Origin of the sequence: Gloeocapsopsis sp. IPPAS B-1203 (assembly GCF_002749975.1) — a bacterium.
In the GTDB taxonomy this organism is placed as follows: domain Bacteria; phylum Cyanobacteriota; class Cyanobacteriia; order Cyanobacteriales; family Chroococcidiopsidaceae; genus Gloeocapsopsis.
On record NZ_PEIG01000002.1, the window covers coordinates 513495 to 537044 of the forward strand.

17 protein-coding genes and 1 pseudogene are annotated in these 23550 nt (G+C 40.9%); 13 read left to right on the forward strand and 5 right to left on the reverse strand.

Features of this window, described 5'->3' with window-relative positions; translation table 11 throughout:
• The first annotated feature begins 212 nt into the window (after nucleotides 1–212).
• Entirely contained in the window at nucleotides 213–1673 is a 1461-nt protein-coding gene (locus tag CSQ79_RS05810; protein ID WP_099700227.1) for a GTP-binding protein, read from the forward strand.
• 131 nt (nucleotides 1674–1804) lie between these two features.
• Here the strand turns inward: CSQ79_RS05810 and CSQ79_RS05815 are convergent, their stop codons facing one another.
• Nucleotides 1805–3589 carry a mechanosensitive ion channel gene (locus tag CSQ79_RS05815; protein WP_099700228.1) on the reverse strand — a complete coding sequence of 595 codons (1785 nt, stop codon included), beginning with the start codon at nucleotides 3587–3589 and terminating at the stop codon, nucleotides 1805–1807.
• A 67-nt stretch (nucleotides 3590–3656) separates the two neighbouring features.
• Here CSQ79_RS05815 and CSQ79_RS27455 point away from each other — a divergent pair, with 67 nt between their 5' ends.
• A complete protein-coding gene (locus CSQ79_RS27455; RefSeq protein WP_289500631.1) occupies nucleotides 3657–3851 on the forward strand; it encodes a hypothetical protein in 195 nt (64 codons plus the stop codon).
• 147 nt (nucleotides 3852–3998) lie between these two features.
• Nucleotides 3999–4451, forward strand: coding sequence for an SRPBCC family protein (locus tag CSQ79_RS05820; protein ID WP_099700229.1), 453 nt, complete (start codon nucleotides 3999–4001; stop codon nucleotides 4449–4451).
• 94 nt (nucleotides 4452–4545) lie between these two features.
• Here CSQ79_RS05820 and CSQ79_RS05825 read toward each other — a convergent pair whose 3' ends face one another.
• On the reverse strand, nucleotides 4546–5370 hold the full coding sequence (locus tag CSQ79_RS05825) for a SirB1 family protein (protein ID WP_099700230.1): 825 nt from the start codon (nucleotides 5368–5370) through the stop codon (nucleotides 4546–4548).
• A 242-nt stretch (nucleotides 5371–5612) separates the two neighbouring features.
• Here CSQ79_RS05825 and CSQ79_RS05830 point away from each other — a divergent pair, with 242 nt between their 5' ends.
• From CSQ79_RS05830 to CSQ79_RS05875, 10 genes are all read left to right on the forward strand, one after another.
• Entirely contained in the window at nucleotides 5613–7082 is a 1470-nt protein-coding gene (locus CSQ79_RS05830; protein ID WP_099700231.1) for a sensor histidine kinase, read from the forward strand.
• Nucleotides 7083–7107: 25 nt separating this feature from the next.
• Nucleotides 7108–7776, forward strand: a complete 669-nt coding sequence (locus CSQ79_RS05835; RefSeq protein ID WP_099700232.1) for a response regulator transcription factor — start codon at nucleotides 7108–7110, stop codon at nucleotides 7774–7776.
• Nucleotides 7777–8012: 236 nt separating this feature from the next.
• Entirely contained in the window at nucleotides 8013–9254 is a 1242-nt protein-coding gene (locus tag CSQ79_RS05840; protein ID WP_099700233.1) for a glycosyltransferase family protein, read from the forward strand.
• Nucleotides 9215–10501, forward strand: coding sequence for a glycosyltransferase (locus CSQ79_RS05845; protein ID WP_099700234.1), 1287 nt, complete (start codon nucleotides 9215–9217; stop codon nucleotides 10499–10501). The genes CSQ79_RS05840 and CSQ79_RS05845 overlap by 40 nt, the downstream gene beginning before the upstream one ends.
• A complete protein-coding gene (locus CSQ79_RS05850; protein WP_099700235.1) occupies nucleotides 10498–11679 on the forward strand; it encodes a glycosyltransferase family protein in 1182 nt (393 codons plus the stop codon). The genes CSQ79_RS05845 and CSQ79_RS05850 overlap by 4 nt, the downstream gene beginning before the upstream one ends.
• 33 nt (nucleotides 11680–11712) lie before the next feature.
• Nucleotides 11713–12915 (forward strand): glycosyltransferase, encoded by a 1203-nt coding sequence (locus CSQ79_RS05855; RefSeq protein WP_289500636.1) that lies wholly within the window; start codon nucleotides 11713–11715, stop codon nucleotides 12913–12915.
• 150 nt (nucleotides 12916–13065) lie between these two features.
• Nucleotides 13066–14070, forward strand: a complete 1005-nt coding sequence (locus CSQ79_RS05860; RefSeq protein WP_099700237.1) for a glycosyltransferase family 2 protein — start codon at nucleotides 13066–13068, stop codon at nucleotides 14068–14070.
• A gap of 48 nt (nucleotides 14071–14118) precedes the next feature.
• Complete coding sequence (locus CSQ79_RS05865) at nucleotides 14119–15975, forward strand: ABC transporter ATP-binding protein (RefSeq protein WP_099700238.1); 1857 nt, start codon at nucleotides 14119–14121, stop codon at nucleotides 15973–15975.
• 262 nt (nucleotides 15976–16237) lie between these two features.
• The gene (locus CSQ79_RS05870; protein WP_289500638.1) at nucleotides 16238–17410 is read left to right on the forward strand and encodes a histidine phosphatase family protein; all 1173 of its coding nucleotides are present in this window, start codon (nucleotides 16238–16240) and stop codon (nucleotides 17408–17410) included.
• Nucleotides 17411–17442: 32 nt separating this feature from the next.
• Entirely contained in the window at nucleotides 17443–18480 is a 1038-nt protein-coding gene (locus CSQ79_RS05875) for an NAD-dependent epimerase (protein WP_099700240.1), read from the forward strand.
• Between the two features lie 14 nt (nucleotides 18481–18494).
• Here CSQ79_RS05875 and CSQ79_RS05880 read toward each other — a convergent pair.
• From CSQ79_RS05880 to mnmG, 3 genes and pseudogenes are all read right to left on the reverse strand, one after another.
• Nucleotides 18495–20038, reverse strand: a pseudogene (locus CSQ79_RS05880) (FAD-dependent oxidoreductase).
• A gap of 304 nt (nucleotides 20039–20342) precedes the next feature.
• Nucleotides 20343–21485 carry a beta-ketoacyl-ACP synthase gene (locus tag CSQ79_RS05885; RefSeq protein ID WP_099700241.1) on the reverse strand — a complete coding sequence of 381 codons (1143 nt, stop codon included), beginning with the start codon at nucleotides 21483–21485 and terminating at the stop codon, nucleotides 20343–20345.
• A 140-nt stretch (nucleotides 21486–21625) separates the two neighbouring features.
• Nucleotides 21626–23548, reverse strand: coding sequence for a tRNA uridine-5-carboxymethylaminomethyl(34) synthesis enzyme MnmG (mnmG, locus tag CSQ79_RS05890; protein ID WP_099700242.1), 1923 nt, complete (start codon nucleotides 23546–23548; stop codon nucleotides 21626–21628).
• Between the last annotated feature and the right edge of the window lie 2 nt (nucleotides 23549–23550).

A 23550-nucleotide genomic window follows, 5' to 3' on the forward strand; every position in this document is an offset into this window, starting at 1 on the left:
ATTACTCAAACTACGGTCAAGGTAATGGCTAACCACTGTTTTAACCCTGAACCCTGACTGACTTCTAACCCCTGCTATGTGTCATCTCGTAAGCACCGCCAATTCAATGCTAATACCAGGAGGTAAGACAATTGACTTTTGCATTGCCTGACCCGAGTTCTGATCAAAACAAGTTCCCTTCAAATATAGAGCAGCGATCGCAGCGCGATCAAATGCCATCAGAATCTTTTGGAGAAAGCAATTCTTCTCTATTGGATGCTTGGGATGATGCAGATTTAGATCAGGCAATTTCGAGTGTTGCTGAGATTCAAGCAGAGTTGAACTATCAACAAGCAAAAGATACTTTGCACAATTTAGTCACTAAACTCGATTTGACTTCTCAAGAACGTCGTGGTTTAGAAGCGGAGATTCAACAATTAGAAACGATGCTCGGTAACTTAGAGCGTCGAGTGTTACAAATTGCTGCCTTTGGTATGGTAGGTCGCGGGAAGTCCTCTTTACTCAATGCTTTAGTGGGACAACAAGTATTTGAAACTGGTCCACTGCACGGCGTGACACGCACTGCATCGCGTGTAGCTTGGAGCATTAGTGAAGAAAGTATCAATGGCGATCGCTATCAAAAAGCAACGCTTACGGGTGCTGGGGCTTCTCAAATTGAACTCATTGATACTCCAGGTTTGGATGAGGTTGATGGTGAAACTCGTGCTGAGTTAGCAAGAAAAATTGCTGCACAAGCTGATTTAATTTTATTTGCTGTTGCTGGAGACATAACTCAGGTAGAACATGGGGCTTTGTCGCAACTAAGGGAAGCTGGTAAACCAATTTTGCTTGTCTTCAACAAAATAGATCAATATCCTCAAGCAGATCGCATGGCGATTTATCACAAAATTCGTGACGATCGCGTACGCGAGTTACTCTCACCGGATGAAATTGTGATGGCGGCGGCTTCTCCGTTGGTAAGAACAGCGGTGCAACGCCCTGATGGAACGCGCGGCGTGCAGTTACGTGCAAGCACCCCCCAAGTTGAGGAACTCAAGCTGAAAATCTTAGAAATTATGCATCGAGAAGGTAAGGCTTTGGTTGCACTCAACAGTATGCTTTATGCTGACAATATTAACGAGCAACTCGTCCAGCGCAAGCTCGAAGAGCGCGATCGCAGTGCAAACGAACTCATTTGGCGGGCAGTGATGACTAAAGCAACAGCGATCGCCCTCAATCCACTCACCGTTGTTGACCTTGTGAGTGGTGCAGTTATAGACATTGCTTTAATTTTGAGTTTATCTAAACTTTATGATATTCCTATGACTCAAACTGGTGCTGCTGGGCTGTTACAAAAAATCGCCATCAGTATGGGTGGAATTAGTATTAGTGAACTTTTGGCAAACTTAGGACTCAGTTCGCTGAAATCTTTACTTGGTTTATCTGCGAGTGCAACTGGTGGTCTTGCTTTAAGTCCTTATGTTTCTGTGGCGCTCACGCAAGCAGGAGTTGCTGGGGTATCTTCTTATGGAATTGGACAAGTCACCAAGACTTACTTAGCCAACGGCGCGACTTGGGGTCCGGAAGGTCCTAAAGCAGTTGTCCAAAGCATCTTGGCTTCACTGGATGAAACCTCCATTATTAGTCGCATCAAAGATGAACTGCGTAGTAAGTTAGGGGCGAGGGGTGAGTGATTAGTTTTGAGTTATGAGTTTTGAATTTTGAATTAAAAGAGTTTTGAATTAAAGATTTTTCTCAACTCTGTTCAACTCATAACTCAACACTTCACGACTCAAAACTTGTAGTCTCCCCCTACTCTCTTCTACTAACGCGGTGGTTGATTGCGTTGTTCTTGAAATGAACTTAAGACGTTACGCACTTGTTGCGCGGCAATATCGCGACCACCCAAACCAAAGGCGATCGCGACGGCGACAGCGACAGCACCTAAAAGTAGTCCAAACGCTAAGTTAACAATTTCAGTGGCAATTCCGATTTGTTGCAATGCCAAAGCTGAAACAAACGCAATGATTGCAATGCGTGCTACTTGACCTAGTAATTGTGCTTGACGATTGCTAGAGGAACTCACAATCAAGCTGTAAGCCAGATTTGCTAAGAATAGCCCGATAGCAAATACAATCAAGCCAGCCAAAATTCGTCCGAAGATGACAATTAAACCGCTGACAAGAAGTGTCAGTGCTGGAATATTGAGGATATTGACTGCTGCTACAGTCGCAAACAGCATAATCCCTACTAAGGTAATAATTCCGACAGCTTCTGATGGCGTGCGTGTTGTAATTGCAGCTGCAGCGTTTTCAGCAGTAGTGCGTTCAGGCTGTAATACAGTTTCTTGGTCACTACCAGGCGCTGGGATGACAAAGACTTCTTCGGTTCTTCTGACATCAGTAGGAGTACGACGTCTTTGTAAGCCAGACAACCCAATTATGGAGAAAATGTTATCAAAGCCCAAGCTGGAGAGAATGTTGGTCACAAGATCTGCAACAAAGCGCCCCAAGAAATAACCCAAAATGAGAATCAACGCAGCGGTGAAGATCGCGGGTAGCGCGTTGAGGATTTGCTGTAGCATAGCGATCGCCGGCACAGAAATCGCATTAATTCGCAGGGCATTTAATGCTGCAATTGCTACGGGAATCAAAATCAGCACATAGACAATTGTGCCAATAATGCCTGAGAGCGATTGTGTTGATGTACTGGTTCGAGTTCTACCTAAACCGAACCGTTCTCCCATCTGATCAACTCCGGTTGATGCCAGTAAATTGGTGACAATTCGGCGGACAACTGTAGCAAGTAACCAACCTGCAGCGGCAATTAAAACTGCTGCCAAGATATTTGGTAAAATTAACAGAATCTCATTCACCAAGTTCTGTACTGGGAGCAATGCTTGCTGCAACCCTAATGTATCGAGAACCGGAATGAGAAACAGTAAAAAGATAAACCAGTAAAGCGCATTACCAATCGTTTCGCTCAGCGACATTTGATTTGGTTCGCGGGTTTCGTCGGGCGCGCGCTGGTCTAAACGTTCATCTAGTCGTACTGCTTGTAGTCCTCGAGTTGTAATTATTTTTACGAGCGTTGCAATTAGCCATGCAACACCAAACAGCAGCAATGCTCCTATTAACCGAGGAATAAAGCCAAGAACGAGATTGAGGAAGTTATTGAGTGGCTGTGATACTGCTTGCAGATTTAATGCTTGTAAAACTGCGATCGCAGTAAAGAGGATAATAATCCAAAAGACGATGTTGGCGATTAAGTTTTCGACTCGCGGTAGATCTCCAGAGTCACCACGCCCAACAAGACCTCCAGCAATGCGGTTATCTATATTGGTGCGGCTGAGGAGACTTTTTGTGAGCGATTTAGCGATCGCTGCAATAATCCAGCCGACGATCAAAACTAACAGTGCTGCTAGTAAGCTAGGTAGAAAGGCAACTAAGCCTGCTAGTAAGCCAGTTGTGACGCCCACAGTCTCTTGTACTGCTTGCCCTGTTTGCTGTAGTGGTTGTCCTCCTGGAGCTTGTTGAAATTGTGCCAGTAGTTGATAGTCTAGAATTGGCACTTTCATCATCGTTGCTATGCCTTGCCAAGTTCCATTCATGGTTTTTTAGAGTAAACGTCAAGTGTGAGGAGAGACACGAGTATTTTTAGCAGATGCGGTTATTCCTGTGAATAATCCTACAGTTGAGTTGGTTTATTTGCGTGTGTTGGTAAGTAAATTACCCAATAAAATAGAATATTACGTCAATATTCAGATTGATCGCGAATCTTCTGTTTGGCATCTACCCCTATGGGTAACTATCTCTAAAAATTTATTGTTTTCGCTTGATCTTCCCTTGAGTTGGGACATAGGTAATGGGTAACAGGTCATAGAAAAGTTTTTAGCACTTGGCAATTAGCATTTAGCTACACAGACGCTAACCGCTAACCACTAACGGCTAATTCTATTTGAATGACCAATGACCAATCACCAGCCTTAACGCTACATTTGTTGCTACCCACTGAGGCATATGTCTTTTAGTCAAGTTTTAGAGCAATCAATTGATATCGATGCGAGTCCTACTGTAGTAGATCGTTGTATCACAGAGCGAACGCTGATGCATCGCTGGTTAAATCCTCTATTGCGTTGCGAACCAGTGGGTGATTGGAGTACAAATGTGGGAAGCCGCAGTCGATTTGTGATTCAAATTCCGCTACTCAAACCGACGCTTGATAATGTTGTGATTGAGCGATCGCCTGGGTTAGTGGTGTGGCAATTTCAAGGTTTCTTCCACGGATGCGATCGCTGGGAATGTCAACCAAGGCAGCAAGGGACGCATCTCGTCAATCACTTTGAGTTTGAAATTCCAAATACTGTTGTTCGCTGGGGCTTTAACACGTTTGCTTTTGCTTTAACACAAAAAGATATGCAAGCTCAGTTACATCGCTTGAAGCGCTTGGCAGAGCAAATTGAGAAGAAGTAGAGTTAAGAGAGTTTTGAGGGTTGAGAGAGTCGTGAAGTGTTGAGTTAAGAAAATTCTTTTCATTCAAAACTCAAAACTCAAAATTCAAAACTGGCTAGAAATTGCTGCCCAGTTGATTCAAGAGGCGGCGAATGACAGTGGCATCAGAGGCATAAGGAACTTTTTCTAGATAGGCTTGTAAGTCACTAACTGCTGCACTCCAGTAACCCAGTTGATAGCGAATTAAACCGCGATCGCGTAATTCTGTTGGTAGCTCAGGAAACAATAGTAATATTCTCTCTACTGCTGCGAGTGCTTTTGTTAATTGCTCTTTTTGAAGATGAGCAAACTTAAGATTTGTCAACATACGTGCTAAAAACTGTCGTCGGCTGACAGCTTCTAAAAAGGAACTTTGCAGCGTCACCGGTTGACCATACATTTGACTGAGTTTATCTTGACAATCTTCAGGAAACAAGATTTCGCCACAATTGAACGGATCGACAAAGATTTCCATTTGTTGAACATTAGGACGAATCAGGAAATGTCCTGGCATACCAATACCCAACATAGGAAAATCAATGCGTTTAGTCACTTCTAAGTAAATTAAAGAAAGTGTAATTGGAATTCCTGTCCGTCGTTCAATAACATCATTGAAAAAACTGTTGCGAGGGTCGTAATAGTTACTTGTATTACCAGTAAATCCCAAATCATCATACAAGTAATGATTGACAGTCTGAACAATCCGCAGCGGATACCTTTCGCTAGGCAGCTGTTCTCGTACTTCTGCTGCCATAGTATCGAGTGCATTCAGGTATTCTTCAATATCAAGGTGCGGGTATTCTTCTTGAGCGATATAGAGTGCGGCTTTTGCCAAGTCAATTTGCTCATCTGGTTGATGAGTCTCTTGGTAAAAATACTGACGGGCAGGAGGGAAATCCATAAGGATTTTGTTGGCTACTTGTTCAGGGAACGCCGCTCGCTAATTGTTAACTAGTAACAAGCAGTACATAACTTTTGAGTAGTATACTGAAAAATCAAGCTTGTTTTAATCTTCCATTAAATTTTAGCGGTAATGTAAATCTTACAATTGATTCTAAGCTACAAACACACTTTAGTTGAAGGTAGAAAGTTTATGCAGAAGTTCAGTTAATTAGGTCGCAACTCAAAGCTGAATCAAATGTGATGCAACTCAAACAAGCTCGCAAATGGCATAGATTTTTACTCAGTGCTAGAACACGCATTTTAGCTTGGTATATTGTTTTGATGGCTACCTCTTCTCTGGTATCCATTTTTGCAATTCGCCAAGAGTTGTTTACGCGGGTTCAAGAACGAGTTGAGCGATCGCTGTCGCAAGAAGTACAGGAGTTTCGTCAATTAGTTAAGAGTGTTAATCCAAAGACCAACAAGCCTTTTGAAAGTCATGAGGTTACTGATCTTTTTGATTTATTTGTAACGCGTAATATTCCTGACGACGATGAGTTTTTGTTAACACTGTTCAATGGTCGTTTGTACAAACATAGTCCCAGAGCGTTACCTGAACCGCTAAAACCTGACTCGCCGTTAATTCAACACTGGGGTCAGCTGACTAAACCAGAGCGAGGACAAATAGACACAACGTTGGGAGAATTGTTGTATTTAGCAGAACCCGTCAGAATTACTTATCAAGCAGAACCTCTTGAAAGTACAGCGGATGCTCAGGGGGTTTTTGTTGTCGCTCATATGACAACAGGAGAGCGCGAAGAAGTTGATGAAGCGATCGTAGTTGTTGTCGAGGTGACAATTATTGTTTTGACAGCAGCCTCGATCCTCGCTTGGGCGATCGCAGGAAGAGTCTTAGCTCCTTTACGTTTATTAACAAAAACAGCTCTTTCTATTACCAATAACTCTAATTTAACGCAGCGTATCCCAGTGCAAGGAAGCGATGAAATAGCAGAACTAACGATCACTTTTAATGAAATGATGGATCGGCTAGAGGATGCTTTTATGAGTCAACGCAATTTTATCAATGATGCAAGCCACGAGTTGCGCACGCCAATCACAATCATTCGCGGTCATCTAGAACTTCTTGGCGACGATCCCCAGGAACAGCAAGAAACAATGGAAGTGATCGTTGATGAACTTGATCGGATGAATCGTTTTGTGGATGATTTGTTAATTCTGGCTAAGGCTGAGCAACCTGAGTTTTTATGTTTAGACACAGTGGATGTCAAGTCATTTACTGAAGAAGTGTACGCCAAAGCGAGAACACTTGCCGCACGTAACTGGCGATTGGATAGTAAAGGTTGTGGCTCAATTATTGCTGACCGCCAACGACTCACGCAAGCAATTGTCAATTTGGCTCAGAATGCAACACAACATACACACACCAAAGATGTTATTGCACTGGGTTCCATTGTGAGAAATGGTAAAGCCCGTTTTTGGGTCAGTGATACAGGTCAAGGAATTGCCTACAGCGATCAAAAGCGCGTCTTTAAACGCTTTGCTCGTGGAGTTAACGGTCGTCGTTCAGAAGGAGCCGGTTTAGGTTTAGCAATCGTTCAAGCGATCGTGACTGCTCATCATGGTCACATAGAACTTTCTAGCCAACCTGGTGTTGGCTCAACTTTTACATTAGTTATTCCTGTCGATTCTCCTACGCCTGAATCAAATTAGCACGCTGAGTATTTACATACTGCTTATGAGCCATATTCTCATTGCCGAAGATGAACCGCGAATTGCTTCTTTTCTAGAGAAAGGACTCAAAGCAGCTGGTTTTACCACTGCAGTAGCAAAAGATGGCAATGAAACTGTTCTCATGGTACAGAGCGATCGCTTCGATCTGCTGCTGTTGGATATTGGACTTCCTGGTAAAGATGGTTGGCAAGTTTTAGAGGAACTACGCGGTTTAGGTGAATATTTGCCTATTATTATTCTCAGCGCTCGTGATGATATTAACGATAAAGTTGCTGGACTCGAAGGCGGTGCTGATGATTATGTTACTAAACCTTTTCGCTTTGAAGAGTTACTAGCGCGGGTGCGATTGCGACTGCGGGATAAGCACGTACCAAAAACTAACGAAGAGATTGTATTGAGGGTGGGGAACATTACTCTCGACTTACGTACGCGCCAAGCTACGGTAGGCGATCGCTTAGTAGACTTACCAGCTAGAGAATTTACCCTAGCTGAGACTTTTCTGCGTCATCCTGGACAAATTTTGAGTCGCGAACAATTACTCAATCGCGTTTGGGGTTACGACTACGACCCTGGCTCAAATATTGTTGATGTTTATGTAGGCTACTTACGTAAGAAATTAGGTGATAAATTCATTGAAACAGTTCGAGGCATGGGTTATCGCTTACGTGGATAATACTTAATTTGTTGAACGAGAGATAGTTCTGTCAGTGTATCAATAAGCAGTCAAAATGCCTCGCTAAATCTTTAATTTAGAATTAAATAAAATTTTTCTCATAATTTGTTCATTCTTCTTTCATCAAGAATTGTTAATCTCTTGTACAAGAGTAGAATTACACTTTTATCTCCCGTAATTCTGCTGATTTTCTACCACTGAGAGCTTAAAGCAGAGGTTACTCAACCATGAGACTGATGGTTTATTCTCACGATACATTCGGTCTCGGCAATATTCGGAGAATGTTATCTATCTGCGAATACTTATTAGAGTCTATTCCTGATGTATCAATTTTACTTGTCTCTGGCTCACCTATGCTACATAGTTTTAGGATACCAGCAGGGTTAGACTATATTAAATTACCTTGTATCAATCGCGGCTATTCAGGCAATTTATCAACGAAATATCTAGGGACACAAGTAGATGAAACTGTCAAGTTAAGAACAGATATTATTTTAGCCGCTACTGCCAATTTTAAACCAGACTTATTTTTAGTAGACAAAAAACCATATGGATTAGACCGCGAGTTAAAACCAACAATTGATTACATCAAACGCTTTTTATCTCACACAAAACTTGTTCTACTTTTGCGGGATATTCTAGATTGTCCTGAAGTTACTATAGAAGAGTGGCAAAAGCAGGGATATTACACAGCAATTCAATGGTTTTACGACAAAGTTTTAGTAGTAGGAACCCCAGAAGTTTTTGATTTTTGCCAAGAATATAAATGTCCTCCTCCTGTTGCGTCTAAAATTCAACAGTGTGGCTACATTCGCAAAAATTTTAAGGAAAATCCCAACGACATATTACATAAATTAGCACTTGAACCACAAGAAAAACTAGTACTTGTTACTCCTGGCGGTGGTGAAGATGGCTATCAATTAGTTAATACTTATTTATCAGGACTAGCTTTACTACCCGCAACACATCATATCAAAAGTGTAGTTATTGCTGGACCAGAAATGCCGCAATTTCATAAACAGGCATTGTATCAAATAGCAAAACAGTATTCTCATGTCCAAATATGTGAGTTTACAGAGCAACTGAGTGTTTACATGAAAAGAGCAAATCTAGTGATTTGTATGGGAGGATATAACACCCTTTGTGAAGTCATTTCACTTAACAAAAAAGCAATTGTTGTACCGCGCATTCATCCTGTTGCTGAACAATGCATTCGTGCTGAACGTATGGCTAACCTAGGGTTAGTGAAAATGATTCATCCGCATAGCTTAACTTCTGAAATTTTAATGCGATCTGTTTTTAGAGAACTTGACAATACTCAAGAAGATCAACCTCCATGTATAGATTTAAATGCTCTACCTCGTATTAGTCAATGTATAGAGATGTTGCTGTATAACCAAGAACTCGATAGTAAGCAGTATTTAACTAAGGAGACGCAATGGCTAACAACAACAATCCTAAAATCGGTTATCTACTAAAAACATTTCCTAAATTATCAGAAACATTCATTTTGAATGAAATCCTAGAATTAGAACGTCAAGGAATAAATCTGCATATTTTCTCCTTAAGAAAACCTCAAGATGAAAAACATCATGCTGCACTTCAAACACTTAAAGCAGATGTAACTTACATTCCATCTTTATTTCCTCGATCTTCGCAAGATATAGTGCATCTGCAAGAAGCTAATGTATTGCTAATGCAACAAAACCTACAAAACTACTTTCAATTACTACATTTAGACCACTCAACCTCAGAAATAGAGAGCTTAAATATCTTTTTACAAGCAGGGTATTTAGTAAAAGCAATTCGTGAAACAGGAATATGTCATCTTCACGCACACTTTATCAATATTCCTACTGCAGTTGCTGAAGTAGCTGCTCAATTATGTGGAATCCCCTATAGTATCACTGCTCATGCAAAAGATATCTATTTATCTAAGCCTGAAGTTTTAAATCGGAGAATTAGTCAAGCAAAATTTGTTTTGACTTGTACAAAGTATAACCAACAGTTTTTGCAAAAACTCTCTACTAGTAATACTCCTATTTATCTTAGTTATCACGGTTTAGATTTAGCAAAATTTACTCCCAATATCAAGCAAGAAATAGTTAAAACATTACCTACTATTTTAAGTGTTGGTAGATTTTGTGAGAAAAAGGGTTTCCCTCATCTTATTCAAGCCTGTAAACTTCTCAAGGAAAGAAACTATAAGTTTCAATGCCTTATTGTAGGGTATGGTCCTCTGCAAGCTGAAATTGAACAACTAATTGCTGAGTTGAAGCTAGAAGATTGCATATTTCTAGTTGGCAAGATGACTCAAGATGAGTTAATTGAGATGTATCGTCAAGCTGATATTTTTGTGCTTCCTTGTCACATTACAGAAAATGGCGATCGCGACGGAATACCAAATGTACTTTTAGAAGCAATGGCAATGAAAGTACCAGTAATTTCTACTAACATATCAGGAATAGTAGAATTAATACAACATAAAATAAATGGCATTCTTGTACCACCAAAAGAGCCTTATACTCTGGCAATAGAACTAGAGAATCTTATCAACAATCCACAATTTAGAAAGGTATTAAGTAATCAAGGTAGAATACAGGTTTCAAGTAATTTTTCTATTGAAAAAAATACTATAGATTTAAAAAACATCTTTATGTCTGTACTTGCAAATGAATACTCTTCAAAACAACCTGTATTAGAAGCAGAGGTGTCTTTAGTATGAAAAAACTCATGTTTTACTGCCAACATATTTTAGGTATGGGGCATCTTGTTCGCAGTATGGAAATTATTCGAGGATTAACTAAAGACTTTGAAGTTTGTTTCATCAATGGCGGACAAGTTGTTGATGATTTTGATATACCTGCAGATGTTCAGGTTGTGAATTTACCCGCCATTAAAACTGATAGTGAATTCAAAGAACTACAAGTTGTTGATACTACACAAAAATTAGAAGAAATTCAAGAATATCGCAAGCTCAAACTCTTAAATATATTTGAGCAATTTCAACCTGACTGTTTGATAATAGAACTTTTCCCTTTTGGAAGAAGAAGATTTTCTTTTGAGTTAATTCCTTTACTAGAAAGTGTAAAAGCTGCTCGAAAAAATACAAAAGTGATCTGCAGCCTGCGTGATATTGTTGTCACTAAGCAAGATCAAGCTCGGCATGAAGAGAAAGTGTGTAAATTAATGAATAAGTATTTTGATATGCTACTTATTCATGGCGATTCTCAATTTCAAAAACTAGAAGAAAGTTTTTCAAGAGTGAGCGATATCAAGTGTGAAGTTTACTACACAGGGTATGTTGTTCAAAAAACAAATAACTTATCTATAAAATTATCAGAAGATATCTTAGAAAAACCTTTAATTTTAGTTTCAGTAGGTGGTGGAAGATTTGGTCATGAATTATTAGATTGTGTCGTCAAAACATCTACTATTTTACAAAAAAGAATACCACATCAATTTTTGATGTTTACGGGGCCATTTATGCCTGAAGAAAAATATACACAGCTTCAAAGGATGGCAGATGGTTGTAAAAATATTAAAATCTATCGCTATACTTCAAATTTCCTCAAGTATATGGAAGCTGCTGATTTGTCGATTAGCATGGCAGGCTACAACACTACAATGAACATTTTAACGACGAAAGTAAGAGCAATGATTCTGCCTTTTACTGGAAATGACGATCAAGAACAAGCACTAAGATCTCAAAAGTTAGAAAACTTAGGAATTGTTGATGTTATTCATGCTAGTGAACTAATTCCTGACATCTTTGCCGAAAAAATTATGACTTGTTTAAACAAGCAACCAAATCAAATTAAGATTGATTTAGAGGGAGTCATAAAAACTGCCAATTTTGTTAACCAAGTTGTGGACAAGAAGCACGTAATTGCTAGCTATTAAAATACCTTATCGTAGTTTAGGAGAAATATAGTTATGAAGAGAATTTGTATTACTACTTTAGAGTTTCCCCCAGATGTGGGTGGAGTAGGAGAGTCAGTAAACCGAATAGCTCGCCTCCTACTAGCATTAAATTATGAAGTTCATGTAGCAGTGTTTCATTCAAAAGATCGTAAAGTTAGCGCTGATTGCCGCAAACGAGCAAGTTGTGCAACGATTGAACAAGATGGCATCTTAGTTCATCGAATTGAACCAGCAATTCGTACTGCTATTTCTACAAAACAAGATTTTTTAAGTGAAATTTATTTACAATTAAAGTTACTGCAACACCAGTATCAATTTGATATTTTTCATGCTTTCTTTATTAATGAAACAGGCTATTTAACAACATTAATTGCTAGAGAAAACAGCATACCTGTTATCAATAGTGTACGGGGAAGCGATTTACACAAACACATCTTTAATCCTACGTTACACGCACAAATGGTGTGGGTATTGGAAAACTCTTCTTGGGTAACTTTTGTGAGCCAGGATTTGTATAACCGAGCTACATTATTTGCTCCAACAGTTCAAACTAAATCATCAGTATTTTGGAATTCGATTGAACCAATTAATTTTACTCAGCTTCCTTTACCACGTTTAGTTGATAAACTACAAGGTCTTGTGATTGGTTCTGTAGGAAGATTTCGTGATAAAAAAGGAATTGAGTATCTTCTTGATGCTTGTGTAGAACTTAAAGAAGAAATAGATTTTACTTTACTCTTAGTTGGTGATTTTGCTGAGAAAGAGTGCGAATATTGGCAACAAGAAATTGCCAGCAGTAGCATTAGCGAAAATATCTTAATTACTGGTATTGTTGAGCGCAAAGAAGCTTTAGCCTACTTACCACATATTGATATTTTTGCAATTCCTTCGCTACACGACGGTTGTCCGAATGCCATGCTAGAAGCAATGCTAAGCGGTAGAGCAATTGTAGGCACAAATGTGGATGCAATTGGGGGAATTTTAGTAGATGAAGTAGATGCCTTAGTTGTTAATCCAGCTTCAAGCGAAGAATTGGCTATTGCATTACGAAGTTTGGCTTCTCAACCACAATTACGACATAAACTTGGAGATGCGGCAAAGCGAAAAGCGATCGCTGCTTTCTCTCCTACAGTTGAACAACAGCATTGGCAAGAAGTCTACCACCAAGTTTTATCTCCTGAAGAATTAGCTTTAATTAACCTTGGTGTTGCGTAAGTATACGGTGCTAGAAGTAAGACTTTTAGTAAAAAAAAATACCAAAATTGCAAAAATCTGAACAATACTGATCATTTCCTCCTTATTTTTCCAATACTCCTGTTCTAAACTGACGCTTAATTCTTGCTAACTAGTAAAAAGAGGTATTATATGAATTCACAAGTCACAATCGTTGTTGTACCACGCGAACGTTTTAGCTATACACGCGAGTCTTTAGAAAGCATTTACGCTCATACAAAATTTCCCTTTGAGTTAGTTTACGTTGACGGAGGGTCGCCAGCGCACATTGAGAGTTACTTAAAACAGCAAGCCGAGGAAAAGAACTTTAAACTCATCCGTAGCGATCGCTATCTTTCACCCAACCAAGCACGAAACTTGGGAATTCCTGCAGTGAACAGCAAGTATACTGTCTTCGTCGATAACGATGTTATTGTCACTCCAGGTTGGCTAACTCGTTTAGTACAGTGTGCAGAAGAAACAGAAGCTGCTGTTGTTGCGCCTTTAGTTTGTATTGGTCAACCAGATGCAGGAATTGTTCATTTAGCTGGTGGAGAAGCCCGCATTGAACTGCAGGAGAGAGAGAAAAACGGCAAAACTAAAATTAGACGTCGCGTTCATGAAAAGCACTACTTTGTCAATCGTCGCCTAGATGATGTCCGCGGTCAGTTGCAGCGGATTCAATGTGAGTTTGCTGAATTTCACTGTGTCTTAGTGCAGACAGAGGTATTTACGAAAACCGGCTTACTTGATGAAAAACTGCTAAGCACCCGCGAGCATATTGACTTTAGTATGACAGTAGCTCAAGCAGGTGGAAAAATCTACTGCGAACCAGAGTCTATTGTCACCTATGTTCCAGGACCTCCCTTTGAGTTAACTGATATGCCCTTCTTTATGCTGCGTTGGAGTGATGCTTGGGAACTGGCAAGTCTCAAACACTTTCGTGAAAAATGGGACGTTACAGAAGATAAATACTTTCAAAAGCGCTACGAACGCTTAGGAGAACGCCGCTACCAAGCTTTCTTAAAACCATTCATACGTCGCTTTAGTTTTGGTAGACAGAACTACTGGCTAGTACAAAAAATAGTACCCCTAGAAAGAAAGTTGAATCGCTATATCAGCGATCGCTACCAGCAAAAGCTAGGAGTGAGTAATTAGTGCAGACAACTGCATCACACGCTAAAAACCTTCACACCCTTTGAGGAGATGAGTCGTCGTCCTAAAAATATTAAAGAAGCATTACCAGGTCTCAGCCGGATTTTTAGCAAATTTGCTCCCCAGATTCGCAAACAAAAATTGCTGATTGGTGCCTCATTTTTAGCACTGCTTGCAGAAACTGCATTTCGGTTATTAGAACCTTGGCCACTGAAACTCATTTTTGACTACATCATTGTCAGTGGTTTTCAGACCGAGGCGCTACCAATACCAGCATTGAGAGGGCTAAATCCTGTCACTCTGTTGACAATATTCACTGGGGCAATTGTGGCGATCGCACTCGCGCGTGCAGCTGCTGCTTACTGTAGTACTGTGGGCATGGCAATTGCTGCAACTCAAGTCATGACTGAGATTCGCGGGAATCTTTATACTCATCTCCAACGACTTTCACTTTCGTTTCATAGCAAAATCAAATCAGGCGATCTGATTACCCGCGTGACCTACGATGTTGAACGATTGCGGGAAGCGACTGTAACTGCTGCTTTACCGTTATTCACAAACATCCTCACGCTCATTGGGATGCTGGGGGTCATGTTTTGGTTAAATTGGGAATTAGCAACACTGGCGATCGCTGCTTTTCCCTTATTTGTCTTTTCTACATTTCGCACAACAAAAAGTATCCAAGGTGTCGCCCGCACACAACGCAAGCGCGAAGGCGCAATGGCAGCGACAGCAGCAGAAGCGATCGGCGCAATTAAAGTAGTCCAAGCATTATCACTGCAAAAAATTCTTGAAGGTGCATTTGCTAGTCAAAACAAAAAAAGTCTAAAAGATGGCGCACGCGTGCAGCGACTCTCTGCGGCACTAGAACGTAGTGTAGAAGCTTTAGTAGCGCTTGCAACTGCTTTAGTTTTGTGGCGAGGTGTTCAGCTTGTGTTGACACAAGCAATTTCTCCAGGAGACTTATTAGTTTTCATCAACTACCTGAAAACAGCTTTCAAGCCCATGCGTTACTTGGCGAAATATACCGGACAAATTGCCAAAGCGACAGCTTCTGGAGAACGCATTATCGATTTATTAGACGCTGTACCAGACATTCGAGATACACGCGGGGCAATTGCTGCACCACCATTTCAGGGTAAGGTTCAGTTTGAGAATGTCACTTTTGCTTATGAACCTGAACAGCCAGTTCTCCGCAACATCAGCTTTACCGTAAAACCAGGACAGCAAGTAGCATTAGTTGGTCCCTCAGGTGGGGGTAAGTCAAGTTTAGTTAGTTTACTACTACGTCTTTACGATCCTCTAGAAGGACGCATTCTCATTGACGGACACGATCTGCGCGAGTATAAACTCGATTCCTTGCGCCAGCAAATTAGTATTGTTTTACAAGACAGCGTGTTATTTGCTGTCAGCGTCCGCGATAACATTTCCTACGGTTCACTCACCGCAACACACCAGGAAATTGAAGCCGCAGCAAAACTTGCTAACGCTCACGACTTTATCATGGCAATGCCCCAAGGGTACGACACTATTTTAAGCGAACGTGGCTCAACGCTATCCGGAGGACAGCGCCAGCGAATTGCGATCGCCCGTGCAGCAGTCCGTCAAGCACCAATTGTCATTCTTGATGAACCGACAACAGGCTTAGATAATCAAAATGAACGTGCTGTCAGCGAAGCACTTGATAGACTTACGGCTGGACGTACCACTTTCATCATTTCTCACAACTTAAGAGCAACTGAGCAAGCTGACTTAATTCTTTACATTGAACAAGGAAAAGTTTTAGAAACTGGTACACATCAGGAACTAATTTGCCACGGCGGTCGTTACGCTACTTTATATCGGATGCAAGCTGCAATCGGTAATGAAGTGCTAGGAGAAGATTATGCCTTAAAAGCAGAGTTGTAAGTTTAAGACAGTTATGAGTTAAGAAAATTTAAAACTCAAAATAATTGCCTATGGTACGCTTATGCGAACAAAACTAGCTACTAGCCAAAGCGCCACTCTTTCCCTCTAAACTCAAAACTTTTGAACAGTTGTAAGTTATATTTTTGTGCTTTACGTGAGAAACGCTGTAGTTCAGCAGAACAAAACTGTATTGTCTTGCAAAGAATAATATCTGATGCTTTGTATGTCATCAGCACTGACAACTCTCGATAGGGATAGTTCAATGGACTCGCAGTCTAGTGCAGAATTGGGTTCTACTCGTGTCATTTTGGTGCGTCATGGTCAAAGTACCTTCAACGCTCAAGGAAGATATCAAGGACGTAGTGATGAGTCGGTGTTAACCGCAAAAGGTTATCAATCAGCTTATCAAACTGGAGTTGCTCTGCAAAGAATCCCAATAGATGCTATCTATACAAGTCCATTGCAACGCGCACTTGAAACGACGCAGGAAATTATTAAAGGAATTGATCCACAGAATAAATCTCTACTTAAATTCAATATAAATTCCAATCTTACAGAAATTGATCTACCTGCATGGCAAGGAAAAACCTTTGAGTATGTACGCCACAGCTTTGCTGCAGAATACAAATGTTGGCAACAACGCCCGCATGAGTTTCAAATGAATAGCCCAAACGAGAATTCAGGCTATCATCATCATGTTGCAACAGCATTAAAACAGTCCTTTCCAGTCCTGAACCTTTACGAACAAGCACAACAGTTTTGGCAAATTTTGCCCCGCCATCTTGGTCAGACAATATTGGTTGTTAGTCATGGCGGTACAAACCGCGCCCTCATTAGTAGCGCTCTCAATTTGTCACCAGCCCAGTATCATACGATTCAGCAATCAAACTGTGGTATTAGTATTCTGAATTTTCCGGCAAATAGCCAATCAGCACAGTTAAGAGGATTAAATTTGACATCACATTTAGGAGAAGTTTTGCCTAAACTAAAAGCTGGCAAGCAGGGATTACGTTTATTGCTACTTCCTATAGATGCGATCGCCTCAAACCAAGTACAACACTTAGCTGAGTTTCTCAAACAAGTATCGATAGACTTTAGCCTCACCAGTGAATTGTGTATCTCTCAAGAAATTACTGCACATCTTTTGCAAAACCATCCAACAACAGTCCAACTACAAGTATCGCGACATAATTTTCCTTTAATATGGCAACAAACTATTGATTCGCGACGTTCTTCTATGTCAGCTAATACCTTAGTTACCGGATTAGTCATTGCTAGCAGTGCCGTTATTAAATGTATTCTGGGTCAAATATTAGGATTAAATCCTCACGATTTCTGGCGTTTACAATTAAATTCTGGTGACTTAAGTGTTGTTCACTACCCTCTAGGAAACAGTGTACCTATAAGTCAAGCTATAAATTTATTTGACGTTTAAATAAAGAGCCTCTAGCAAATGGAGACAAATCTATGAAAGTATTAGTTACAGGAGTTGCTGGATTTGTTGGATTTCATTTAGCACAACGTTTGTTAAATGATGGTTTTCAAGTCTATGGTATTGATAATCTAAATAATTACTATGATGTCAACTTAAAAAAAGATAGATTGTCACAAATTAACTCTCATCCTAATTTTTCGTTTCAATTGCTTGACTTGATTGATCGTGAAGGAATTTTTGAAATATTTCAAAATATCCAGTTTGATTATGTAGTAAATTTAGCGGCTCAAGCTGGAGTGCGTTATTCGCTTGAAAATCCTTTCGCTTATGTCGATAGTAATTTGTCTGGATTTGTGAATTTATTAGAAGGTTGTCGCCGCAGCAACATCAAACATTTAGTATTTGCTTCCTCTAGTTCAGTTTACGGTGCCAATAAAAAGGTTCCTTTTTCTGTTAAAGACAATGTAGACCATCCCATTTCCTTATATGCAGCTAGCAAGAAAGCTAACGAACTTGTAGCACACGTGTATAGCCATCTTTATAATTTGCCAACAACTGGACTGCGCTTTTTCACAGTTTATGGTCCTTGGGGTAGACCTGACATGGCTTATTTCAAATTCGTACAAGCGATCGCAACAGGAAAACCAATCGATGTATACAATTTTGGTAAAATGAAGCGCGATTTTACCTACATTGATGATGTCATTGAAGGTGTAGTACGAGTAATGCACAAACCTCCACTTGAAAATAGTGTGGTTAACAATGACCAACCAGAATCATCTGCACCTTATAAAATTTACAACATTGGTAACAATAGCCCAGTAGAGTTAATGACGTTTATTGAAGTTATTGAATCTGCTTTAGGAAGAAAAGCCCAGAAGAACTTCTTACCAATGCAGCCTGGAGATGTACCTGCAACATATGCAGATGTAGAGGATTTAATTGCAGATGTTGGTTTTAAACCAAGTACATCAATTGAGGAGGGTATGTATAAATTTATTCAATGGTATATTAATTATTACGAACAACCATTAGCTCATCATGACGTTGCCATTGCAAAGGCAAATTAGACGAATAGATCGCCTTAACCTGAGTAATCACTACCAGAACCATACTTCCATGCATCGCTGAATCTATGACAGTAGTAACGCGGTCTTGGTGGTAAGTTTTTACTCCATAAATGTAGAGGAAAAAAATGAAATAAACTTGTATAAATTCCTAAATTTATATAATGAATCATCCAATTAAGTAATTGTCTTAATCCAACCTGAGGGATCACCTTAGCAACTAATAACGGATGTGCCAATCCTGTTTTAACAGTGTTTTAGTTAAAGCAGGAAATTGAACCACATCTTGTAAAAATGGTTTTAGTACCGAGTCTCCTAAGAGATTCATTTCTTGAAACACAGCTGACAAAAGTTGATTAATTTGATTGGAATCAACTTGTTGATCGACACCAACACTCATTGCTTTTTGAAATAACCACGTAACACTGATGTTAGGTTGGTAGGGTTGTAGAAGTGCTAAAGCTTGTACAGAAAGGCGATCGCAACTTAGTGCTTCGTGAATACCAAAAGTTAAACGCTTAAGGTGACGGATCATAGCGCCAAATCCACCAAAGCTAACGGGAGATTGACTACTGCTACTATCTCCAATAGGAAGTATCCGATTCCACGTTAGACGCAACGGATGCTGATAAGAAGGAAAAAAACCAAATAGCGCTCTTTGCAGTTGTAGCTGATTTAAATCTACATTCTGGTACTCTGGCATTAAGTGCAGATAATCCTCAAACAAATCTTCTAGGCTAGGACGTCCAGGTTCAGTATCCATATAAGTAAATAAATATGTCGTTCTGCCATCGCGTGCCGGAAAAGCTTCCCAAAAGTACTGACATTGCTGCTGTATTGGCGTAAAAGTTACGAGTAAGTCTCCTGTGTCATTTTGAGGAAAACCAGTAGCACAACTACCCACAACTAAGCAGACTCCATCAGGTTTTCCTTGTCTTGCTTGCTGAACAATTGGGGAGCCATATCCCATTGCATCTAGTAATAAGCGAGTCTTAATAACGTCGTTTCCTGCTGTTTTGACAGCTACGCCATTAGGATGTACCGTGGCACTCATAAAAGGCATATCTTCAAATAATCTACCCCCAGCTGCCAGGAACTTTGATTTGAGCGTTTCTAATAAATAAACTGGATCGACACCAATATTTAAAACATCACGAACCCAGACTTCCGTACCTTGATGAAAGCTAACACGGGCGGGGTTGTATTCTGTGGCGATCGCTTTTTCTAACTCTGCTGTCGTGAGTAGATTCAATTCTAAAAAAACCTCTAACTCTTGACGCGAAATATTCCATTCTTGATCTCTACCGCGCAATATTCCTCTTTCAATTAGTGCAACTCGCCATCCTAATTGTGCCAAAGTGCAGCCAATTAAAATTCCTAAGGTTCCACCACAAATAACAACATCCCAATCAATCTTTTCTAAAGCCTGATCGCTTTGAGCGATCGCTGTAGGAACAGCAGTATTTTCTGCTCTAATTGATGCCAACACGCGATCTGTACAGCGCAAACCACTCAGGGGATCGCCAGGCAATTGGGAGAGGATTTCTTCAGTAAGGCTCATTTGGAAACACTTGAAATAGTTTTGAGTTTTGAGCTTTGTTAGCGTAGCGGTGCCTTAGCACGTTTTGAATTGTTCGCTTTCCAAAGGTGCTGGAGGAAATTATCTTAAGTTTTGAATTTTCTTAGCGTAGCGGTGCCTTAGCACGTTTTGTTCGCGAAGAAAGATGCCGGAGGCATTTATTAAAAGAATTTTTTTAACTCATAACTCAACACTCAAAACTCTAAAAGTTGGTGGACTTTGTTTTTATAGTGTGCGAATTCATTCGCCCAGCTTGTAAAGATCCTAAAGCAGCGATCGCTTTGATTCAAGGATTAAATTTTCCCAAAGCTATTACAGCATTTTGTCCGCCAAAACCAAAACTCAAACAAAGAGCCGAGCGAATTTTACCTTGACGCGGTGTAGTGACAAAATCTAAATCAAACTCCGGTACTTGTAAGCCCACGCATGGTGGTAATAACTGATGGTGTAATGCCATTAGGCAAAAAGCTGTACCTAAAGCCCCAGAAGCCCCTAAAGTGTGTCCTGTAGATCCTTTTGTAGAACTGACAGCAACTCCTTGGGGAAAGACAGTTTGGAGTAAATTCGCTTCGTTTTGATCGTTAAGCTTGGTTGCCGTACCGTGGGCGTGAATATAATCAATTTCTGTTGGAGATAATTTACTACGTTCTAAACATTGTTTAACAGATGCGATCGCACTTTTGCTTCTCGGTTCTGGTGTATTGGCATGATACGCATCACACATCAAACCAAAACCAAGAATTTGACCGTAGATTTTTGCTTGACGTTCTTGTGCTGAGTGTGCTGATTCCAATACAAAAACAGCCGCGCCTTCTCCTAACACCAATCCTTCGCGATTCCGATCAAAAGGATAAGCACCAGTGTGTGCTAGTGCTCCCATTTTTTGAAAACCAGCTAATGTTAATGGTGTAATTGCTGCTTCTACCGCACCTGCGATCGCACTTTGGCATTGTCCGATTTGAATTAATTCATAAGCCTGCGCAATTGCCCAGATTCCAGTTGAACAGGCTGCCATAGGTGCTAGAACCGCATTTTTTGTTTTAATTTGACGTGCAGCTGCGATCGCTGGTGTATGCGGTAATGTTTCTAACCAGTGTTCTAATTGTTGCAGATCGTGCTGACTCTGATACTGTCGCGCCAAATTTTCCCACCATGCTTGATGACTGCGACTTGAGCCAATAACTAAACCACACTCTGGTAATGGTAATTCTAACCCTGCATCTTTAATCGCAGCAGAAACGACCAACTGAGTGATATAGCTTAAATTAGCAGGTTGTTGCGTTATAAGTGCTAATGGTCGTGGTTTGAGTTCAGCAAATGGTTGTTGTACTCGAATTCCAGAACTTCCAGCAACTAGGTTGTACCAGCTTGTCTCTAAGTTTGTACCTAAAGACGAAACTAAACCAATACCCGTAACAACAACGTCCACTGTGTACTGTTCCTTCGGTGTATTAAACCTCCTGTATGAATGGCATTCCTCCGACTAAAGTCAGGGCTATCCGAGCAAAGTGTACCTTCGTACACTAAATACAAAATTTTTACGATTAAGTCCACGGAGGTAGACTTTGTTTATATAGCAGCGAATTCATTCGCACTCGCTCTCCGCGAACGTACCTCTAGATAGACGAGCAACGCATTGACATCAGCAGGGTTTACACCACCAATTCTTGCAGCTTGCCCAATTGTCAGAGGTCGTACTTTAGTAAGTTTCTCGCGTGCTTCTTTTGAGAGAGTTTCGATGGCAGCATAATCTAAATCCGGTGATAGTGGACGGTGTGATTGCCGCGAGATTTGGTCAATTTGATTTTGTTGACGCTGCAAATAGCCAGAATATTTGATATCAATTTCAGCACCTTCTTTCTCCACCACATCAAGATCGGGATTCCCTAAACCATGATGTTCGAGGTTTTTATAGTGAAATCCAGGACGTCGCAATAAGTCAGCGAGTGTGATTGAGCCTTTGATTGCTTGTTGTGTTGTTGCGGCGATCGCTTGCCCTACCGGTTCGTGTTCTTTCACGCGTGTAGCATAGAGTCGTTCTTTTTCCGCTGCAATATTTGTTTGTTTGCGGGTAAAAAGTTCCCACCGACGATCGTCAACTAACCCAATTTCACGCCCTAACGGTGTCAAACGCTGATCGGCATTATCAGAACGCAGTAACAATCGATATTCTGAACGGCTAGTCAGCATCCGATAAGGTTCGCGGAGATCTTTGGTACACAAATCGTCTACTAGGGTACCGATATAACTTTGTTCGCGAGGAAAAACGACCATTTCCTGATGCCGCACATAACGAACGGCATTGATCCCAGCAACGATTCCCTGGGCTGCTGCTTCTTCGTAGCCTGTTGTACCGTTAATTTGTCCAGCACAAAATAACCCCGCGACTTTCTTCGTCATGAGCGTCGGGTAACATTGCGTTGCGGGTAAGTAGTCATATTCCACTGCATAAGCTGGACGCAGCATCACGCAATTTTCGAGTCCTGGAAGCGTGCGCAGCATCTGGAGTTGCAGTGCTTCAGGTAAGCCTGTCGAAAAGCCTTGAATATACAGTTCCGGAATATCGCGTCCTTCTGGTTCAATAAAGATTTGATGGCTTTCTTTATCAGCAAAGCGGACAATTTTATCTTCAATACTGGGGCAGTAGCGCGGTCCTTTGGCATCTACCCAGCCGCCATAAACTGGCGATAAATGAAGGTTATCGCGGATCAATTGATGTGTTTGGGCAGTAGTGCGTGTGAGGTAACAAGGCATTTGCTCGCGTTCTACCCACACATTCGGGTCAAAACTGAACCAACGAACTTCTGAGTCGCCTGGTTGGGGTTCTAATTGAGTGTAATCGAGCGATCGCTTATCAACTCGTGCTGGTGTTCCTGTTTTTAATCGTCCGGTTTCAAAGCCTAGAGAATTGAGTGTCTCCGTTAGTCCCTCTGCTGCAAATTCCCCTGCGCGTCCTGCTGGCATTGATTTATTGCCGACCCAAATGCGACCGCCAAGAAATGTTCCAGTCGTTAAGATCACTGTGGGAGATTTGAAACCCACACCAAAGTAAGTTTCAACCCCTACAATTTCATCATTCGCCCCCAATACCAAATCTGTCACCATCGCTTCGCGAATCGTCAAGTTTTCTTGGTTCTCGACAATGCCTTTCATCACCGCTGCATATTCCCGCTTATCAGTTTGAGCGCGTAATGCCCACACAGCAGGTCCGCGAGAAGAGTTAAGTATCCGCTTTTGCAGGTAGGTACGGTCTGCCATTTTGCCGATTTCTCCACCCAAAGCATCGACTTCATGTGTCAACTGCGATTTGGCAGGACCTCCCACAGCAGGATTACACGGTTGCCAGGCAATTTTATCTAAGTTAAGCGTCAAAAGTAGCGTCCGACAACCCAATCGCGCAGTAGCTAGGGCAGCTTCACAACCGGCATGACCTGCTCCGACAACGATGACATCAAACGCGTCGATAAATTCTACATTGGTGAGCGATCGCATAA

Bases quoted from the DNA above. Each gene is read 5' to 3' on its own strand.
- CSQ79_RS05845 (WP_099700234.1), top strand. From the start codon at position 9,215: ATGGCTAACAACAACAATCCTAAAATCGGTTATCTACTAAAAACATTT.
- mnmG (WP_099700242.1), bottom strand. From the start codon at position 23,548: ATGCGATCGCTCACCAATGTAGAATTTATCGACGCGTTTGATGTCATC.
- CSQ79_RS05830 (WP_099700231.1), top strand. From the start codon at position 5,613: ATGCAACTCAAACAAGCTCGCAAATGGCATAGATTTTTACTCAGTGCT.
- CSQ79_RS05865 (WP_099700238.1), top strand. From the start codon at position 14,119: ATGAGTCGTCGTCCTAAAAATATTAAAGAAGCATTACCAGGTCTCAGC.
- CSQ79_RS05810 (WP_099700227.1), top strand. From the start codon at position 213: ATGCCATCAGAATCTTTTGGAGAAAGCAATTCTTCTCTATTGGATGCT.
- CSQ79_RS05815 (WP_099700228.1), bottom strand. From the start codon at position 3,589: ATGAATGGAACTTGGCAAGGCATAGCAACGATGATGAAAGTGCCAATT.
- CSQ79_RS05825 (WP_099700230.1), bottom strand. From the start codon at position 5,370: ATGGATTTCCCTCCTGCCCGTCAGTATTTTTACCAAGAGACTCATCAA.
- CSQ79_RS05875 (WP_099700240.1), top strand. From the start codon at position 17,443: ATGAAAGTATTAGTTACAGGAGTTGCTGGATTTGTTGGATTTCATTTA.
- CSQ79_RS05820 (WP_099700229.1), top strand. From the start codon at position 3,999: ATGTCTTTTAGTCAAGTTTTAGAGCAATCAATTGATATCGATGCGAGT.
- CSQ79_RS05840 (WP_099700233.1), top strand. From the start codon at position 8,013: ATGGTTTATTCTCACGATACATTCGGTCTCGGCAATATTCGGAGAATG.
- CSQ79_RS05870 (WP_289500638.1), top strand. From the start codon at position 16,238: ATGGACTCGCAGTCTAGTGCAGAATTGGGTTCTACTCGTGTCATTTTG.
- CSQ79_RS05850 (WP_099700235.1), top strand. From the start codon at position 10,498: ATGAAAAAACTCATGTTTTACTGCCAACATATTTTAGGTATGGGGCAT.
- CSQ79_RS05855 (WP_289500636.1), top strand. From the start codon at position 11,713: ATGAAGAGAATTTGTATTACTACTTTAGAGTTTCCCCCAGATGTGGGT.
- CSQ79_RS05860 (WP_099700237.1), top strand. From the start codon at position 13,066: ATGAATTCACAAGTCACAATCGTTGTTGTACCACGCGAACGTTTTAGC.
- CSQ79_RS05835 (WP_099700232.1), top strand. From the start codon at position 7,108: ATGAGCCATATTCTCATTGCCGAAGATGAACCGCGAATTGCTTCTTTT.